Source organism: Paenibacillus sp. GCM10027626 (assembly GCF_042676285.1).
Taxonomy (GTDB): Bacteria; Bacillota; Bacilli; order Paenibacillales; family Paenibacillaceae; genus Paenibacillus_Z.
In genome coordinates, this window is record NZ_JBHTHC010000015.1 from 195,148 (window position 1) to 210,704 (window position 15,557).

At 48.3% G+C, this 15,557-nt stretch carries 12 protein-coding genes; 7 read left to right on the top strand and 5 right to left on the bottom strand.

Features of this window, described 5'->3' with window-relative positions; all coding sequences use genetic code 11:
• Positions 1 to 9 precede the first annotated feature (9 nt).
• Genes ACFQ0N_RS25975 through ACFQ0N_RS25990 form a run of 4 tightly spaced genes read right to left on the bottom strand, consistent with a single transcriptional unit; the run spans position 10 to position 5,425 of the window.
• Positions 10 to 1,956 (bottom strand): alginate lyase family protein, encoded by a 1,947-nt coding sequence (locus ACFQ0N_RS25975; RefSeq protein ID WP_379331803.1) that lies wholly within the window; start codon positions 1,954 to 1,956, stop codon positions 10 to 12.
• Positions 1,957 to 1,979: 23 nt separating this feature from the next.
• Entirely contained in the window at positions 1,980 to 3,578 is a 1,599-nt protein-coding gene (locus ACFQ0N_RS25980) for a type 2 periplasmic-binding domain-containing protein (RefSeq protein ID WP_379331805.1), read from the bottom strand.
• Between the two features lie 33 nt (positions 3,579 to 3,611).
• Positions 3,612 to 4,484: a carbohydrate ABC transporter permease gene (locus tag ACFQ0N_RS25985; RefSeq protein WP_379331807.1), complete on the bottom strand. Its 873-nt coding sequence runs from the start codon at positions 4,482 to 4,484 to the stop codon at positions 3,612 to 3,614.
• 8 nt (positions 4,485 to 4,492) lie between these two features.
• Entirely contained in the window at positions 4,493 to 5,425 is a 933-nt protein-coding gene (locus ACFQ0N_RS25990; RefSeq protein ID WP_379331809.1) for an ABC transporter permease, read from the bottom strand.
• A 326-nt stretch (positions 5,426 to 5,751) separates the two neighbouring features.
• Between ACFQ0N_RS25990 and ACFQ0N_RS25995 the strand changes: the two genes are divergently transcribed.
• From ACFQ0N_RS25995 to opp4C, 7 genes are all read left to right on the top strand, one after another.
• The gene (locus tag ACFQ0N_RS25995) at positions 5,752 to 8,019 is read left to right on the top strand and encodes a helix-turn-helix transcriptional regulator (protein ID WP_379331812.1); all 2,268 of its coding nucleotides are present in this window, start codon (positions 5,752 to 5,754) and stop codon (positions 8,017 to 8,019) included.
• 194 nt (positions 8,020 to 8,213) lie between these two features.
• Positions 8,214 to 9,347, top strand: a complete 1,134-nt coding sequence (locus ACFQ0N_RS26000; RefSeq protein ID WP_379331814.1) for a glycoside hydrolase family 88 protein — start codon at positions 8,214 to 8,216, stop codon at positions 9,345 to 9,347.
• Positions 9,348 to 9,604: 257 nt separating this feature from the next.
• Positions 9,605 to 10,567 carry an ABC transporter ATP-binding protein gene (locus ACFQ0N_RS26005; RefSeq protein WP_379331816.1) on the top strand — a complete coding sequence of 321 codons (963 nt, stop codon included), beginning with the start codon at positions 9,605 to 9,607 and terminating at the stop codon, positions 10,565 to 10,567.
• Positions 10,568 to 10,593: 26 nt separating this feature from the next.
• Complete coding sequence (locus tag ACFQ0N_RS26010) at positions 10,594 to 11,544, top strand: ABC transporter ATP-binding protein (protein WP_379331818.1); 951 nt, start codon at positions 10,594 to 10,596, stop codon at positions 11,542 to 11,544.
• A 33-nt stretch (positions 11,545 to 11,577) separates the two neighbouring features.
• On the top strand, positions 11,578 to 13,269 hold the full coding sequence (locus ACFQ0N_RS26015) for a peptide-binding protein (RefSeq protein WP_379331820.1): 1,692 nt from the start codon (positions 11,578 to 11,580) through the stop codon (positions 13,267 to 13,269).
• 17 nt (positions 13,270 to 13,286) lie between these two features.
• Positions 13,287 to 14,258: an ABC transporter permease gene (locus ACFQ0N_RS26020; RefSeq protein WP_379331822.1), complete on the top strand. Its 972-nt coding sequence runs from the start codon at positions 13,287 to 13,289 to the stop codon at positions 14,256 to 14,258.
• Positions 14,259 to 14,262: 4 nt separating this feature from the next.
• Positions 14,263 to 15,150, top strand: a complete 888-nt coding sequence (gene opp4C, locus ACFQ0N_RS26025) for an oligopeptide ABC transporter permease (RefSeq protein ID WP_379331824.1) — start codon at positions 14,263 to 14,265, stop codon at positions 15,148 to 15,150.
• A gap of 273 nt (positions 15,151 to 15,423) precedes the next feature.
• Here opp4C and ACFQ0N_RS26030 read toward each other — a convergent pair whose 3' ends face one another.
• Positions 15,424 to 15,543 (bottom strand): IS4 family transposase, encoded by a 120-nt coding sequence (locus tag ACFQ0N_RS26030; RefSeq protein WP_379331845.1) that lies wholly within the window; start codon positions 15,541 to 15,543, stop codon positions 15,424 to 15,426.
• Positions 15,544 to 15,557 lie beyond the last annotated feature (14 nt).

A 15,557-nucleotide genomic window follows, 5' to 3' on the forward strand; every position in this document is an offset into this window, starting at 1 on the left:
TTGCTCCCTTCAGACTAATTTGCTAATGTGCATATCGTTGTCCTTTATCGCAACCTGATAACGCCCGCCATGCATAAATTCAAAGATGCCTTCTACCGCCTCAATAATCTGAACATGAGGCAGCTCCCCTTGATAAGGGACAAGCACCGTTAAAAATGTAACTGTCCCGCTGTATATACCCTGAAAGCGGACCCTTGTCGCCGGCCTTGCAATATCATTCGTATCGGACAATCTTCCCGGCAGGAAATCCAGCTGTCCCCGTTCGCTTGTAAAAATCGCCAGATTTGCGATATCGCTCGTCGCCGCAGCGCCGCCCGCAATCTCCTGCACTTCGGTAAAATCAAGATGAAAATAGCGCTGAACGCTATGCTGCTTCACCCCCTCCACCCGATCGGCAATGACAACGAAGCGGCCGTCAACAAGCGAAATATGGCGATGGTGGACAATCGGCTCATAATTCAGATGGTAAGCGCTTGCGAGCTGGTAGAAGCTTCTATTTTCCACCTTATAAATCTCGCCGTTTTTTTGCGGTCCATAGCCGAATGAGCTTAAATACTCAAAATGATCCCGCTCATCGATCAGCAGTGTAGAATGGTAGTTTGCGCTTTTAAACTGCTTGCGGTCCTCGTCATCCCGATAGCAAAAAATGCCGGGATCGCAAACCATATTTTTGCCGAGCGCTGTAAAGTCAAAGCTCATCAAATCAATATGGGCATGAAAATTTTGGATCGGACTGCGGCAAGTAAATAAAAAGCTGAGCGCCTGCTTATCCCAGCCGCTGCGAATAATCGCCTGATGCAGCGTACGGTTCCAGAACATCGTCTGCTTGTCGCACAGAAATTGCTTGCCCTGCAAGGAACGCAGCGTCTCCGCAAATTGCCGCACATCAAGCGCACGCCATACATGCTTGCCGGCTTCGCGTACCACTTCGTCAGCAGCAATCAGATTGGTAGCAAGTCCCAGCCAGGTCATATCATCAAGAGCAAAATACCCGTAAACGCCGCCCATAACAGCCAGATTATTGGCATGCGAATCGCCGACAGGCACGCATTTTCCCGTAGGCCGCAGCGAATAGATGGAGTAATCCAAATTTTTTCTGAACCGTTCCATACACGGCTCCGAGAACTGAAAGCCGAACCGCTTGGCAAGCATAACCGCCAGCCCGAACCAAAACATGCAGCCATTATGATAAGATGGGCAGCCCTCGATTTGCCCGCCTTCTTCAGTCAGCTGCGCCATGCAGCATTTCTCAATGCCATCGATCGCAAAAGCTGTCCATTCCTCGGCTTCCTTCAGCTCAGGGAAATAAAGCGCTGTCGTCAAAATGCCCAAGCATTCCATCAAATAATGGTTATGATCTGCTTTGGGCCACAGCTGCGGCGATACACTGTGCAATATTTTGATTTGCTTATAGATGGCAGCTACATACTGCTCCAGCACTTCCTCGGTGAACAGCCCGGTATGCCCCAAATGCTCCAACACCAGCGGCCATGTCTTATAGCTGCGGATGCCAAGCTCCAATGCGCGGAGCGGATGGCATTCCGCATAATAGCTGAGCGGCAGATCAATCATATCTTCTGTAATCTCGACCGACTGAATCCAGTTCAGCATCTCATCGATTACTTTGCGCCCGTACTTCTCATCCTTCGTCAATGAATAGGCTTCCAACAAATCCTGCCAATGGTTCATGCGGTTAAGCTGCCAAAGAAATTCATTGTCATTATGCCTGCGCTCCAGCCAGCATGGCGGATTGCCGACAAATTCCCTTACGCCGCCTGTTCCGGGAAGCTTGATCATCCCTTGATAAGCCAGCTCCGCATTCGCGATCGTTTCCTCCGCCAGCTCCGGCATATGCCTGGCAATGTAAGCAGCCTTCTCATCCATCGGCTCCAGCCGCGAACGCAAATTGGCCAGCAGCTCCGACGCCGAAATCGGCTCTTTCAGCCATGCTTGCAAGTTTGTACCCCTCCTCTTCTCTGTTATTGCTTAAGCTCAGCCAGATAGCGGTCATAAGCCGCTTGATTAATTTCTACCAGACGGCGTGCGCCAAGCTTCTCCAGCTCTTTTACGAATGCCGCGTGATCTACCGCCTTAGCGCCCAAAATCCATTGCTGTCTAGTTTCAACGACATAAGTGTCTACTTTAGGACCAATCTTCTGAATCTCTTTTTGCTCTTCATCCGTAAACTTCAAAATGGGATACTTGTCCATAAACACATTGTTCTCTTTATATTGATTGATGCCTTCCGTTGCCAGAGGCAGCGTCCATTGCTCCTCATAGAAATAATCCTGCTGGAAACCGAAGTTCGATTGCGCTCCTGTTTCGCGAATAACGTCGACAGGCGCCTTATCGGATTTCATAACTTTATCTGTGAAGATTGGCTTGCCGTCTGCCATCGTGTATGTATCGTCCTCGATCCCGAAGTTCGCCATACGTCTTCCTTCCTCGGTAAACCAGAAATCAAAGTATTTGATCGTCGCTACCGCATCCGGGTTGCTGTGAGCAATTCCCCAGCCATAGTTTTTGGCCCTGTCACGCTTGGACGGTTCTTTGACAACGCCGTTTACGTCTGCCGGAGGCAGCATCGGCTCAAAGCGGAAGCCTTCGATTTTACTTTGAAGCTGTTCATTGTAATTGCCTGTCGATGCGAAAAAGTCGTGCGTCAAGCCGCCAACATTGTCAGCAAGCAAAATATCTCGCGCCTTGCCGCCGCGTGTAAAGATTTCCTTGTCAATCAGGCCTTCTTTATACCATTTGGCCATATTCGTCATCGCATCGCCGTATTCCGGCTCAAGCGGCCCGTAAATAACTTTATTGTCAAATGCGCGATAATCCGTGTATGCATTCCAGAGTGCCATCAGCCCTTCAATGCCAATTGAAGTATTTCGATGGAAAAAACCAACTTCGTCCTTTTTGTTATTGCCGTTTGGATCATTGTTCACAAATGCTGTCAGTACGTTGTAAAGATCATCAACTGTTTTCGGTACTTCCAGATTCAGCTTCTCGAGCCAGTCTTTACGGATAAACCAGCCCTTCTCTGCTTCGCCATCCGCGATAAACGGAATAAACCAAATATTCCCTTCGTTATCGGATGACGCGCTTCTTACGTCCGGATTTTCCTCCAGAAACTTCTTCAGATGAGGCGCATGCTCATCAATCAAATCATTGAGCGGCAAAAACGCGCCTTCTGGGCCATATTGCAGGAAGTCTTTGGACAATGCCTGCATAATGTCAGGAATCGAGCCGGAAGCGATAACGATGCTAAACGTCTCGCTAAAATCAGAAACGGTAACCGGCAAAGTGCCCTCAAGCGATACATTCGTCAGCTCCGCCGCTTTTTTGAAAATCGGCCAATCATTTTTAAATACGCCTGAATCCTTCGTGCCCATATGAACCGTCAGTTTCAACGGCTTTTCTGAAGCCAAATATGGATTGGCTTTTTCCCCGGCATCCGGATTTTGCGCTCCCTGTGCCGGCTGCTTTGGCTCTTCACTTTTTGGCTCTGAAGAACAAGCTGCAAGCGCTCCCGCCAGTGTCGTTGCTGCCGCAAAAACATAAACGATTTTTTTCAATTTCATCGTAATGCCACCCCGCATGATATAATTTAGGTTCTATCCTTTTACTGCTCCGACCAGCATCCCTTTTATAAAATATTTTTGAATATAGGGATACACAAGGACAATAGGCAGTATAGAAACGACAATCGTCGCGTAAGTTACCGTTTCTGCCGAGACCGTAGAAGAAAAATCGAGCGCCGCCGCGAATTCCGATTGAATGTCATTTTCCACAATCATCTTTTTCAATAAAACTTGCAACGGAATTTTGTCCATATCCGTCAGCATGATCATCGACCAGAAGTAGCCGTTCCATCTTTCAATCGCATAGAACAGGCCGACAGTAGCAAGCGCAGGCTTCACAAGCGGCAAGTACACACGCATCAGCACCTGCAGATCATTGCCGCCGTCCACCTTCACCGATTCCTCCAGCTCGTCAGGCAGCGCTTCAAAGCTTGTACGAAGCAAAATAACTTTAAAGGCATTGCTCGCAAAGGCGATGATAATGCCTGTTCGCGTATTAAGCAAGCCCAAGTCTCTAACGGTCAAATAAAATGGGATCATGCCCGCATCAAACCATAGCGTCAGCGTAACGAAAATCGTAAACCACTTTCGTCCGCGAAGACGTCTTTTCGACAAAGCGTAAGCGCCGCATATCGTTAAAAACATCGACACTGCCGTACCGCAAACCGTATAAAAAATCGTGTTTCCATAGGCCAGCCATATTTCCGAATTGCCCAATACTTTTTTGTAGGCGTCAAGGGTAAACCCTTTAGGCAGCAGGAGCACTTTGCCTGTTACTACGTGATAAGGCAAGCTGATAGACGCTGAGAGTACGTATAGGAAAGGATAGAGCGCCGCCGCCGCCATGATTGCCAGCAGAACGTTGTTGACGATTTTAAAAAGCTTTTCTCCTCTTGATTCAATCATCCGATCACCTACCATAAGCCTGCATTGGTTACTTTTTTACTCCATCGATTCGCCAAAATAACGAGCACAAGGGCTACAATGGAGTTGAACAGCCCGACGGCTGTGGCAAAATCGTATCTGCCGTCAATTAGCCCGGAGCGGTACACATAGGTGCTGATCACGTCCGCCGTTTCATAGGTCGCCGGCTGATAGAGGAGAATGATCGTCTCATAGCCGACGCTTAGCAAGCTGCCGATTTTCATAATAAACATAACTACGATTGTTGGCAGTATGCCTGGCAGCGTAACGTGGATAATTTGTTTGAACTTGCTGGCGCCATCCATTTTGGCCGCCTCGTACAGCTGCGTATCTATGCCGGCAATGGCGGCAATAAAGACGATCGACGCAAAGCCCGTTTCCTTCCACAAATTCATTGTCGTGTAGATGCCCCGGAAATAATCGGGATTCGTCAGAAAGTAAATTTTCTCAAATCCCAACTTTTCCAATACAAGATTGATCAGTCCGCTTTCCGGCGACAGAAAGGTCGTTACGATTCCGGCTATGACGACGACCGACACAAAGTGCGGCAAATAAGTAAGAGTTTGCACCACTTTCTTAAATTTTTCGCGAGTGACCTCACTTATCATAATCGCCAAAATAATTTGCGCTGGAAAGCAAATACTCAGCCCATACAAGCTAATAATGACCGTGTTTTTAAAAACGCGCAAAAAGTATTCGCTTCCAATAAATTCAGTAAAATACTCAAATCCGATCCACTTGCTACCGCCTATTCCTTTAAACAGGCTGAAATCCTTAAACGCAATCTGAATTCCCCACATCGGCAAATACTTAAAGACGAGAAACCATAATAGAAACGGGATGAGTAAATAATAGAGCATCCGGTCTCTCAATATGTCCTTTCTTAAATCATGAAAGTAAATGCCCAGCTTGCTTTTAGTCATGCTTATGCCTCACCTCCTGCTGCTGCATCGGCAGCTTCATTCGTAAACTTTTCATACCTGCATCGTACAGGAGAGCGCATGAAAGCGATATCTTTAATATTTGTCATGATCTTTGTTTTATCGCTTCAGGACAAAATTCGACAGTTGGCTACCAGTTTTGAAGATGAACAAAAAATCGATATAACTTGCTGTAATCAGCTTTAAAAGCGCTTTCTTCCACGGTTTTTCTTAAGTCAAAAAATGAGGATTGGCTTTTTTCGCACGATTATCTTTTTGAAGAAAGAACTAAAGTGATGTAGACTAAAACAAAAAGGGGAGTCTGTTCCATGATCGTGAAGCGGAAGTTTTTGTACAAGATGCTGACCTTGTTTATTGTCATTGTTCTTTTATATTCCATCATCACTTCATCCATTATCTTCTACAAAAGCTATCAAATGCTCGATGCGCAAAACAATCACAATCACCAGCTCTACATAGATCAAACCAGCAATTATGCAGACTTTAAATTCCAGACCGTGATGGAATTCGTATACAAAATATCGACGCTGCAAAGCTTAACCGATTATCGCTATAGCGATGACACCAACTACCTCAATATTGCAAGCCTTTACAATGATTTGATTGAGCAGTTGCGCGGATTCGGCCAGCTTGGCTTCACGTTCGGTGTCACTAAACTGACTGATGATCTGATCATTACGAGTACGGGCACCTTTAGCGTCAAAAATTACTTGAGCGAGCTTGGCATCCAGCCTGCTGTGCTTGATCATTATGAACAGCGGCAAAATGAAGCGCTGGTCTCCGGAACCTATGTGGTCCCGCAATCTTTAATGATGATACCTGATAAAATTGTCATGATTCATCAAACGCCAAATTCCCGGCTTGCCCCACTCTATTTCTTTATTGTAGTGGACAGTATTTCATTGCTGCCGAAAACGATGGATAAGCCGGAGGGCAACTTCTATCTTTATACCGATGAATTGATCACTACTTATAGAAATAACGACAACTTGCAGCCAGAGCTATTGACAAGACCCGATATGATAAACGTTCAAACCGATCAAAATCATCTCACAATGGGCTCAACGATCAATTATATTCATCATTCGAAGCTGATTCCCAATTTGCACTATGTGTACTCAGGCGAATTAACTTCATTTAGCACGATCTTTTTTGCATTATGGAAGACAGCGCTGTTTCCCGGCATGCTTCTGCTGCTGCTAGGCATCGTTCTTGCTTACATGGCTACCAGATCAAGCTACAAGCCGATCAGACAACTGCTGCAATTTTTGGATGCGCATAATGGAGCAAGAGCCAAAGCGGGGGGCAAAGCTGCAAGTGAAACTGTGCAGCCTCTCGCCATTAATGAACTCGCTTACATCCAATCGAGCATTGAACAAATCTATTTCATCAACGATGCCCTGCAAAATAAGCTGGATCATTCGGTCGTCCATTTGCGCGAGGATTTCTTTCGCAAAGTGATTTACGGGATCGCAAACGAGCAATTTATTAACGACAACATTTCTGCTCTGCATCTGGAGCCTTTTGCAAACCGGCTGAATCTGATGCTGCTCGAATGCGAAGGTTTGGAAGCGCTGTATGAATCTATTGCTGTGCCTAATTTAGCAGCCATCTTCCAAACGATAATCAAAGAAAATCTGGCCGATTGCGAGCACTTCTTCGTCCTGCCGCTGGACCGGAATAAATACTGCATTATTTTCCATGCGCTGTCTGCCGATCAGCTTAAGCATACGGCCGGGCATATCATTAGCAGCGTTGAAAGCAATTTATCGCTCGATATTACAGTATGTATATCGGAAACTTATCCATTAACCGAGCTGACATCCGCGTTGCAGGAGTTATTACGATTAAGCAGTTATCAATATGCGGCAGTGAATAAAGTAATCACCTCGCAAGAAGTAAGGCATACAGAGGAGGTCGTCTGCTACTATCCAATAGAGGTCGAGAATTTGCTGCTTAACTATGTAAATACGAATGAGCTGGGCAAAGCTTACGAACTGCTTGGCAAGTTAATCGATGAAAATGAAAAGCAAACGATGCCGGGGCCGGCAAACCTGTCGAGCCTGAAGCATTCTCTCTTGACTACCTTCAAGCGCTGTCTCAACGCCAATAACAAAACGTTGAACCAGTTTGTAAAAGAATATCCGAATGCGCTCGATGCGTTTATGGAAGCTGCGGCAGCCAGATTTTCCGAGAAAGCTTTCAGCCTGTTTGAGCAGGTTTTCAACTATTGCAACAAGGACAAATTCAGCCTAGAAAGCTCGACCGCTTCCCAAATCTTTATTTATGTCCATCAGCATTTCGATAAGGATTTATCGCTCACGGATATAGCTAACCATTTCAACCTGTCGGAAAGCTATGTGAGCAAGCTGCTTAAAAATTCGCTGGATATTAACTTCAAGCAGTACGTAAACACATTGAAAGTAAAAAGGGCCAAAGAGCTGCTTAATCAAAAGACTTATAAAGTTCATGAAGTGGCCGCCATCGTCGGCTGCAATAATACGAATACCTTTATTCGCATCTTCAAGCAATATATCGGCGTTTCGCCTGGCGAATATTTAAAAAACTTAGGGTAGCAGAACAACTGGCGGGGCAGCCTTGGATGTAAGCGCATCACGGTTTTTTGCCGCCATATTCATTATTTGTCCTTGCAGCTTTTTTGAGGCAATAGTGCCGTTATTAGCGACTAGAACAAATAGTAGCGATTTCCCCTCCTCCCCTCAATCCATACAATAATGGGTATAACAAGCTAATGAGAGGGGCGCTTTTGGTGGCAAAGACAACTCAGCACAATCCGGACTGGATCAATCATGCCTATTCGGAGTCGTTAAAAAAGATCCATTCCTTGAACAAAAAAATCGGGGCGAGCTTTCCCCATGTATGCCTGGATGGCCATTACAATTGTGAGGATGCGTCCTTTTGGACCTCCGGATTTTGGGGCGGCCTGCTATGGCTTGCTTACAGAGAAACGAAAGAAGAAGCATTGCGGGAAACGGCGGAGCGCATTGAACAGCAGTTAAATGTCCCATTGCAGCAATTTTATAATATCCATCATGATGTTGGCTTTATGTACTTGCCTACTGCTGTCATCAACTACAGGTTAACCGGTAATGCCGAATCCCGCCGAACGGGTCTGATCGCAGCGAGCCATCTGGCCGGCAGATTCAATTTAAGCGGGCAATTTATTCGGGCATGGACAGACAGCGTAGACCCGAACAGCACCGGCTGGGCTATAATCGACTGCCTGATGAATTTGCCGCTTCTGTTCTGGGCGTCCAAGGAAGAGAAGGATCCGCGCTTCAAGCATATCGCCGTTGCGCATGCGGATACTGTTCTCCGGCAGTTCGTAAGAGAGGATTGGACGGTGCCGCATATCGTCAGCTTTGATCCGGAGACAGGGGGAAAAATAGAAAACCTTGGCGGTCAGGGGCTGGGCCCGGATTCGTCATGGGCGAGAGGCCAGGCATGGGCTATTTACGGCTTTGCGATTGCAGCGCGTGAAACAGGCAAACCGGAATATTTGACAGCTGCCAAAAATATCGCGGGCTACTTCCTGTCCCATCTCCCCGAGGATAAAGTGCCTTATTGGGACTTCCGCACAGCGGACAAGGACAAATTTGTGCGCGATTCCACCGCGGCAGCATGTACAGCAAGCGGACTGCTTGAACTGGGCAAGCTGCTGGAGGATGAAACAGAAGCAGCCTTCTACTATGAAAACGCACTGGCAATTTTACAAGGATTATACGACAACTATGCCGATTTCAGCGATGGGCAGGATGCGATCTTGACCAAAGGCACTGTCTCCTATCCGGTTAACCGCCATGTCAATGTGCCGATCATTTACGGCGATTACTACTTTGTGGAGGCACTTGTCAAGCTGAAAGGGCAGCAAGGCTTGTTCTAACGGCAAAAAGCTGTTCTTTGCGTCAAGCGGCGATCAAGAACAGCTTTTTATTTACCCACCATTCCAACTTCCATACTTAGGTAAATAAAATCTGCAATTCAACGAAAAGACGCTTTACCGCGTTTGGACGACAAAGCATGTCATTGATAAATAAGTTTAATAATAAAAATTTCATAAAATCAAATGACATTTATATCAAACAACTGTAAAATGAAGGTCATTCATACACTATATCCATTACGAAAAGGTGAGCGAGATTGACCGAAGCAATTCTGGAAGTAAAATCGCTGACAACGGTCATCAAAGACAAAAGAAAAGAGCGCACCGTCGTTGACGGGATCGATTTCGAGATCGGTCAGAATGAAGTAGTGGCGCTCGTCGGGGAGTCGGGTTGCGGCAAGAGCATGACCTCCCTGTCGGTTATGCAATTGCTGCCAAGAACAGGAGAGGTGGCCAGCGGCGAAATCAGGTTTAAGGGACGCAATTTGCTGGATTTAAAGCGGCGGGAGATGTCCCGGGTTCGCGGGAAGCAAATTGCCATGATATTCCAAGAGCCGATGACGTCACTCAACCCGGTGTTGACCATAGGCATTCAGATGACGGAAGCGATTTTGCTGCATCTTGGGGTTTCCAAAATGGAAGCGATCTCAATTGCGGACGAATGGCTGCGGCGGGTTGGCTTTCCGGAGCCGGCGCGCATTCGCAAAGAATTTCCGCATCGTTTGTCTGGCGGGATGAGACAGCGCGTCATGCTGGCTATGGCGATGGCGTGCAAGCCGGATCTGCTGATCGCCGACGAACCGACAACGGCGCTTGACGTGACGATCCAAGCCCAGGTGCTGGATCTGATTCGCCAGCTGCTGAAGGAAACCAAAATGTCGGTCCTGTTCATTACCCACGATCTTGGCGTTGTAGCCGAGATGGCGACGCGGGTCATCGTCATGTACGCAGGACAGATCGTGGAAAAGACAGATGTACGGACATTGTTCACATCGCCCTTGCATCCTTACACGAAAGGACTTATGCAGTCGACACCCCGGATGCAAGGAAAAATCGAGAAGCTGCAGCCGATACCGGGCAACGTTCCGCCGGCAGGTTCTTATCCGGAAGGGTGCCGGTTCGCCGACCGCTGCCCTGCAGTGACTGCAGAATGCCGCGAACGGATGCCGGAGCTGAAAGAGGTTCGTGCCGGCCATCAGGTGCGCTGCATCCTAATTTAACGGACATCAAAGGGGGATACACACACGTGACCGCTCCGCTTCTTGAAGTAGTCGAACTGAAAAAATATTTTCCGATCGGCGGAAATAAAGGCATGGTCAAAGCGGTCGATGGCGTCAGCTTTACGATGCAAGAAGGAGAAACGCTCGGCATTGTAGGCGAATCCGGCTGCGGCAAGTCCACAGTCGGACGGATGGTTTTGCGTCTGCTCGAATTGACCGAAGGCGAAATACGATTTAAAGGGATCTCCATCGGGAAGATGCGGCAAAGGAAGCTTCGCCCGATTCGCAAAGAGATTCAATGCGTCTTTCAAGATCCTTACGCATCGTTGAATCCAAGAATGTCCGTCGGACAGGCAATTGCCGAACCCTTGTTCATTCAAGGGAAATTAAGCCGCAAAGAAGCCTGGCTCCGGGCAGAGCAATTGCTTGAGAACGTCGGACTCAGCAAGCAGGCGGCTTCGCTATATCCGCATGAGTTTTCCGGCGGGCAAAGACAGCGCATCGCCATCGCGCGGGCAATCGCACTGGAGCCCAAGCTGATCGTTGCGGATGAGCCGGTCTCGGCTTTGGACGTTTCTGTTCAAGCCCAAATCGTCAATTTGCTTGGCGATCTGCAAAAGCAAACGAAAGTATCCTATTTGTTCGTTTCCCATAATCTTAGCGTCGTCAGACATATTTCCAATCGCGTCGCGGTCATGTATTTAGGGAAAATCGTCGAGATAGCGAGCAGGGATCAGCTCTTTGAAAGCCCACAGCATCCATATACGCAAGCTCTGTTGTCTTCCGTTCCGGAACCGGATGTGGAGCGCAAGCGGGAGCGCATCGTGCTGAGCGGCGAAGTGCCGAATGCGGCAAGCCCGCCTTCCGGCTGTCCGTTCCATCCGCGCTGCCCGCATGTCCAGGAGCGCTGCCGCACCGAACCGCCTTTATTTAGGGAAGTGCAGCCGGGGCATTTTGCCTCGTGCCATTTCATATAAAAATAAGTATTTGTAGCCGAAAGGGGAAAACGAATGTTGACCAAACTGTTCCACACTCGCCGTCTCGCCATTACGGCGCTGGCTGTCATCGTAATGGCCGCTATGTTTCTATCCGCATGTTCGTCCAGCAAGCCGGAAGCACCATCTAACCCATCATCCGAAACGAACAATTCAGGCGGAGCAAATACGCCGAAAGATTCGCCCGAGCCCGAGAAAGAAGCCGTTGACGGCGGCGAAATTACGACCGCCTATTTGAGCGAGCCGAAAGGCTTCATCCGTTTCTGGGCTACGGATGTATATTCCTCCGAAGTCATCGAGCTGGTATTCAGCAGCTTGTACCGTTTTAACGAAAAACAGGACATCGTTCCTGATTTGGCGGAGGGCGAGCCGCAATTTTCCGAAGACAAGAAGGTAATGACGATCAAGATTCGCAATGACGCGAAATTTTCGGACGGCCAGCCGGTAACGGCCGACGATGTCGTATTTACGTACAACATCCCGATTAATCCGGAGCATGTAAGCCCGCGCAAAGGCACATTCGACGCCATTGAAAAAGTAGAAAAAGTCGACGATACGACGATCAAATTCACCTTTAAAGAGCCGTATGCTGGCTATATCGATACACTCATTTACAATATTATGCCGCAGCATCTGCTGAAGGACGCGTCGGTTAAAGATATGGACAAATCCGATTTTTACAAAAACCCGGTCGGTTCCGGCCCGTTCAAGCTGCAAGAATGGAAGTCGGGGCAATACTTGACATTCGTGCGCAACGAAAATTATTACGGCAAGGCGGGGCTTGATAAAGTTACGATTAAAATCATACCGGACGCCAATGCGATGATGGCGCAGCTGCAAACGGGAGAAATCAACGTTGTGGATGTTCCGGCAGACAATCTGGCGGTAATCGAGGATTATGCGAGCAAAAATCCGGACAAATTGAAGCTGCAAAAAGGAATTACCAGCAGCGCTTATATCTATGCCGGATGGAACTTGGCTAACCCGCTGTTCCAGGACAAGAATGTGCGCAAGGCATTGACGATGGCGATTGACCGCCAAGCAATCGTGGACAGTGTCGCTGAAGGCCAAGGGGAACTGATACACAGCCAAACGACCCCATCTTATTGGAATTATACGGACGATGTGCCGAAATTCGATTACAATGTCGAGCAAGCGAAGAAGTTGCTTGAGGAAGCCGGCTGGAAAGATACGGACGGCGACGGCATACTCGATAAAGACGGCAAAAAATTCGAGTTCGAAATGCGTACGAACCAAGGCAACAAAGTGCGTGAACAAGTCATGACCGTCGTCCAGCAGCAACTGAAAGAAGTAGGCATTAGCGTCATTCCGCAAACGATGGAAGGCTCGGCTTTCATTAACGAATTTTTGGCCAAAAACTTCACATCCGTTATATTTGGCTGGGACATTAGCGGCGATCCGAACCCGAAAGGAATTTGGCATTCTTCCGAAATCGAAAGCGGCATGAACACGATTTCGTACAGCAATCCGGAAGTCGACAAGCTGATTGAAGAAGATTTGCAGACGTTTGACAAGGACAAACGGAAAGAGCTGCTGGGTAAGATCGACGCCCTAATCGCAGAAGATCAGCCGTATACGTTCATTTACTCGCCGACGCGCACGATGGCTTATCCAGCAAATCTGGAAGGCTTCAATCCTGAGCGCAGCGGTTTGAGAGAAGTCGACAAATGGCATTTTACCAAATAAGAAAGAAGTGACCTCCGGTGGCGCTCTACGCATTGCGGCGTTTGCTGAACGCCATTCCGATATTGATCGGTATCACAATTATTTCGTTTGCGATTATTCATATGGCTCCTGGCAGCCCGCTCTCCGAATATATCGACGATCCGACCGTTAAAGCGGCAGACAAAGAGAATATGATCAAACAATACGGGCTCGACCAACCGCTCTATATTCAGTATTGGAAATGGATCAGCGGCATCGTGCAGGGCGACTTCGGGATTTCTTTTCTGAAGAATGAGCCGGTCTCCAGTCTCATCTGGGATCGGCTCCCGAATACGCTGTTGCTTACAGTAACGAGCTTTCTGATCGCTTTGCTAATAGCCGTGCCGCTCGGAATTTTATGCGCGGTTAAAGCAAATTCGAAGCTGGATCAGATCGTATCGGGGCTGTCATTTGTCGGTATTTCCATCCCGTCGTTCTGGCTCGGATTGATGCTGATCATGTTCTTTGCCGTCAAGCTCGGCTGGCTGCCTTCGGGCGGCCTGCAGACGATCAACGCTCCGTTCAGCTTGTGGGATCGCCTCCAGCATCTGCTTTTGCCGGTGTTGACGATCGCCGCTATGGAAGTGGCGGTATGGGCGCGCTATGTTCGTTCCAGCATGCTGGAAGTTATTAACCAGGATTATATGCGGACAGCGAGGGCCAAAGGGCTTGGCGGCGGACGCGTGCTCGGCTTTCACGGCTTGCGAAATGCCTTAATTCCGCTGGCCACCTTGTTCGGCCTGGCGCTGCCCGGTTTTTTCGGCGGCGCGTTGATTGTGGAGACCATATTCGCAATTCCGGGTATGGGCCGTCTGTTTACGGAGGCGGCGTTCCAACGGGATTATCCGATTATTTTTGCCATTACGACGATCATCGCTTTCCTGTATGTATTTGGCAGCATCATTTCCGATCTGTTGTATGCTTTACTTGATCCGCGGGTCAGCTACGGCAAGAAAGAGGTGAAGGTGTAATCCGATGGACGCAGCAACTACTACAGCTAAAAACAATGCGGTCGAAGCGGTATTCGCCAAACCGAAAAACAGATCGTGGGAACGTTTCAAGCAAAATAAAATAGCACTTGTCAGCCTGTTCATTATGCTTGCGCTCATATTAATTGCCGTCCTTGCTCCGTGGATTGCTCCGTATGATCCTGCGGCGCAAAATCTGCTCAACCGGCTGAAGCCGCCGAGCAGCGAGCACTGGTTCGGCACTGATGAATACGGGCGGGATTTATTAACACGCGTTATGTATGGCGCCCGCGTTTCATTGTCGGTCGGCATTTTCGCCGTAGTTTTTAATGTCATCATCGGCGTGCTGGTCGGCTCGATCGCCGGCTATTATGGCGGGAAAATCGATAGCATTTTGATGCGGTTCGTCGATATTATGCTGTCTTTCCCGTTTATGTTCGCACTCATTACTGTCGTTACGCTGCTGAGGCCCAGCCTATTCAATATCATCGCGGTACTTGTCGCTTTCGGCTGGATGACTAAGGCCCGGCTGCTCAGAGGGCAAATTTTATCCGTCAAAAATCGCGAGTTTATTGATGCCGCCCGCACGATCGGGATGTCGGATGCCCGGATTATCTTCCGGCATGTGCTGCCGAACGCGCTCGCTCCAGTCATCGTATCGGCTACGCTGCAAATAGGAACGATGATTCTTACGGAATCGAGCCTCAGCTTTCTGGGTCTCGGCATTCAAGCGCCGGACGCCAGCTGGGGGAACCTGCTGCAGGGAGCGCAAAGTCTGACAATCCTGTCAAAAGCGCCTTGGTACCCGATCATTCCAGGATTCATGATCTTCTTGACGATTATGTGCTTCAACTTTATCGGGGACAGCCTGCGCAGTGCGCTGGATTCCCGTTAAACAGATTTTAAGCCCGCGAGTATTCGCGGGCTTTTTTGATGCTCATTTCCATGGATCTCGTTTGGAATGGTTGCCAAAATTTTGCTTGCGAGTTACACTTGAGTTAGACTCGGTCGTGAAGCACACACCGCTTCGATACTTTTGTATCGGAGCGTTTTTTGTTTTACAAACCATATAGAAGGCGGTTTGGAGGTGACGAGCGGGAATAAACGCTATCGCCAATATTGCTAACGAATCGTACAACTAAGCTTGCCCCATAACACCGGTAAAAAATTACAGCAAAAAGCGATAGGATTGAAAGACGGTTCGGAAAGCCTGCAAGCCTTTCCAGATCACTTTCGCGCCGGGTTCTCCGTCACTTTTGCGTCCCAAAAATCCACCAAGCTTGGCCAGAGCGAGAACAGCCT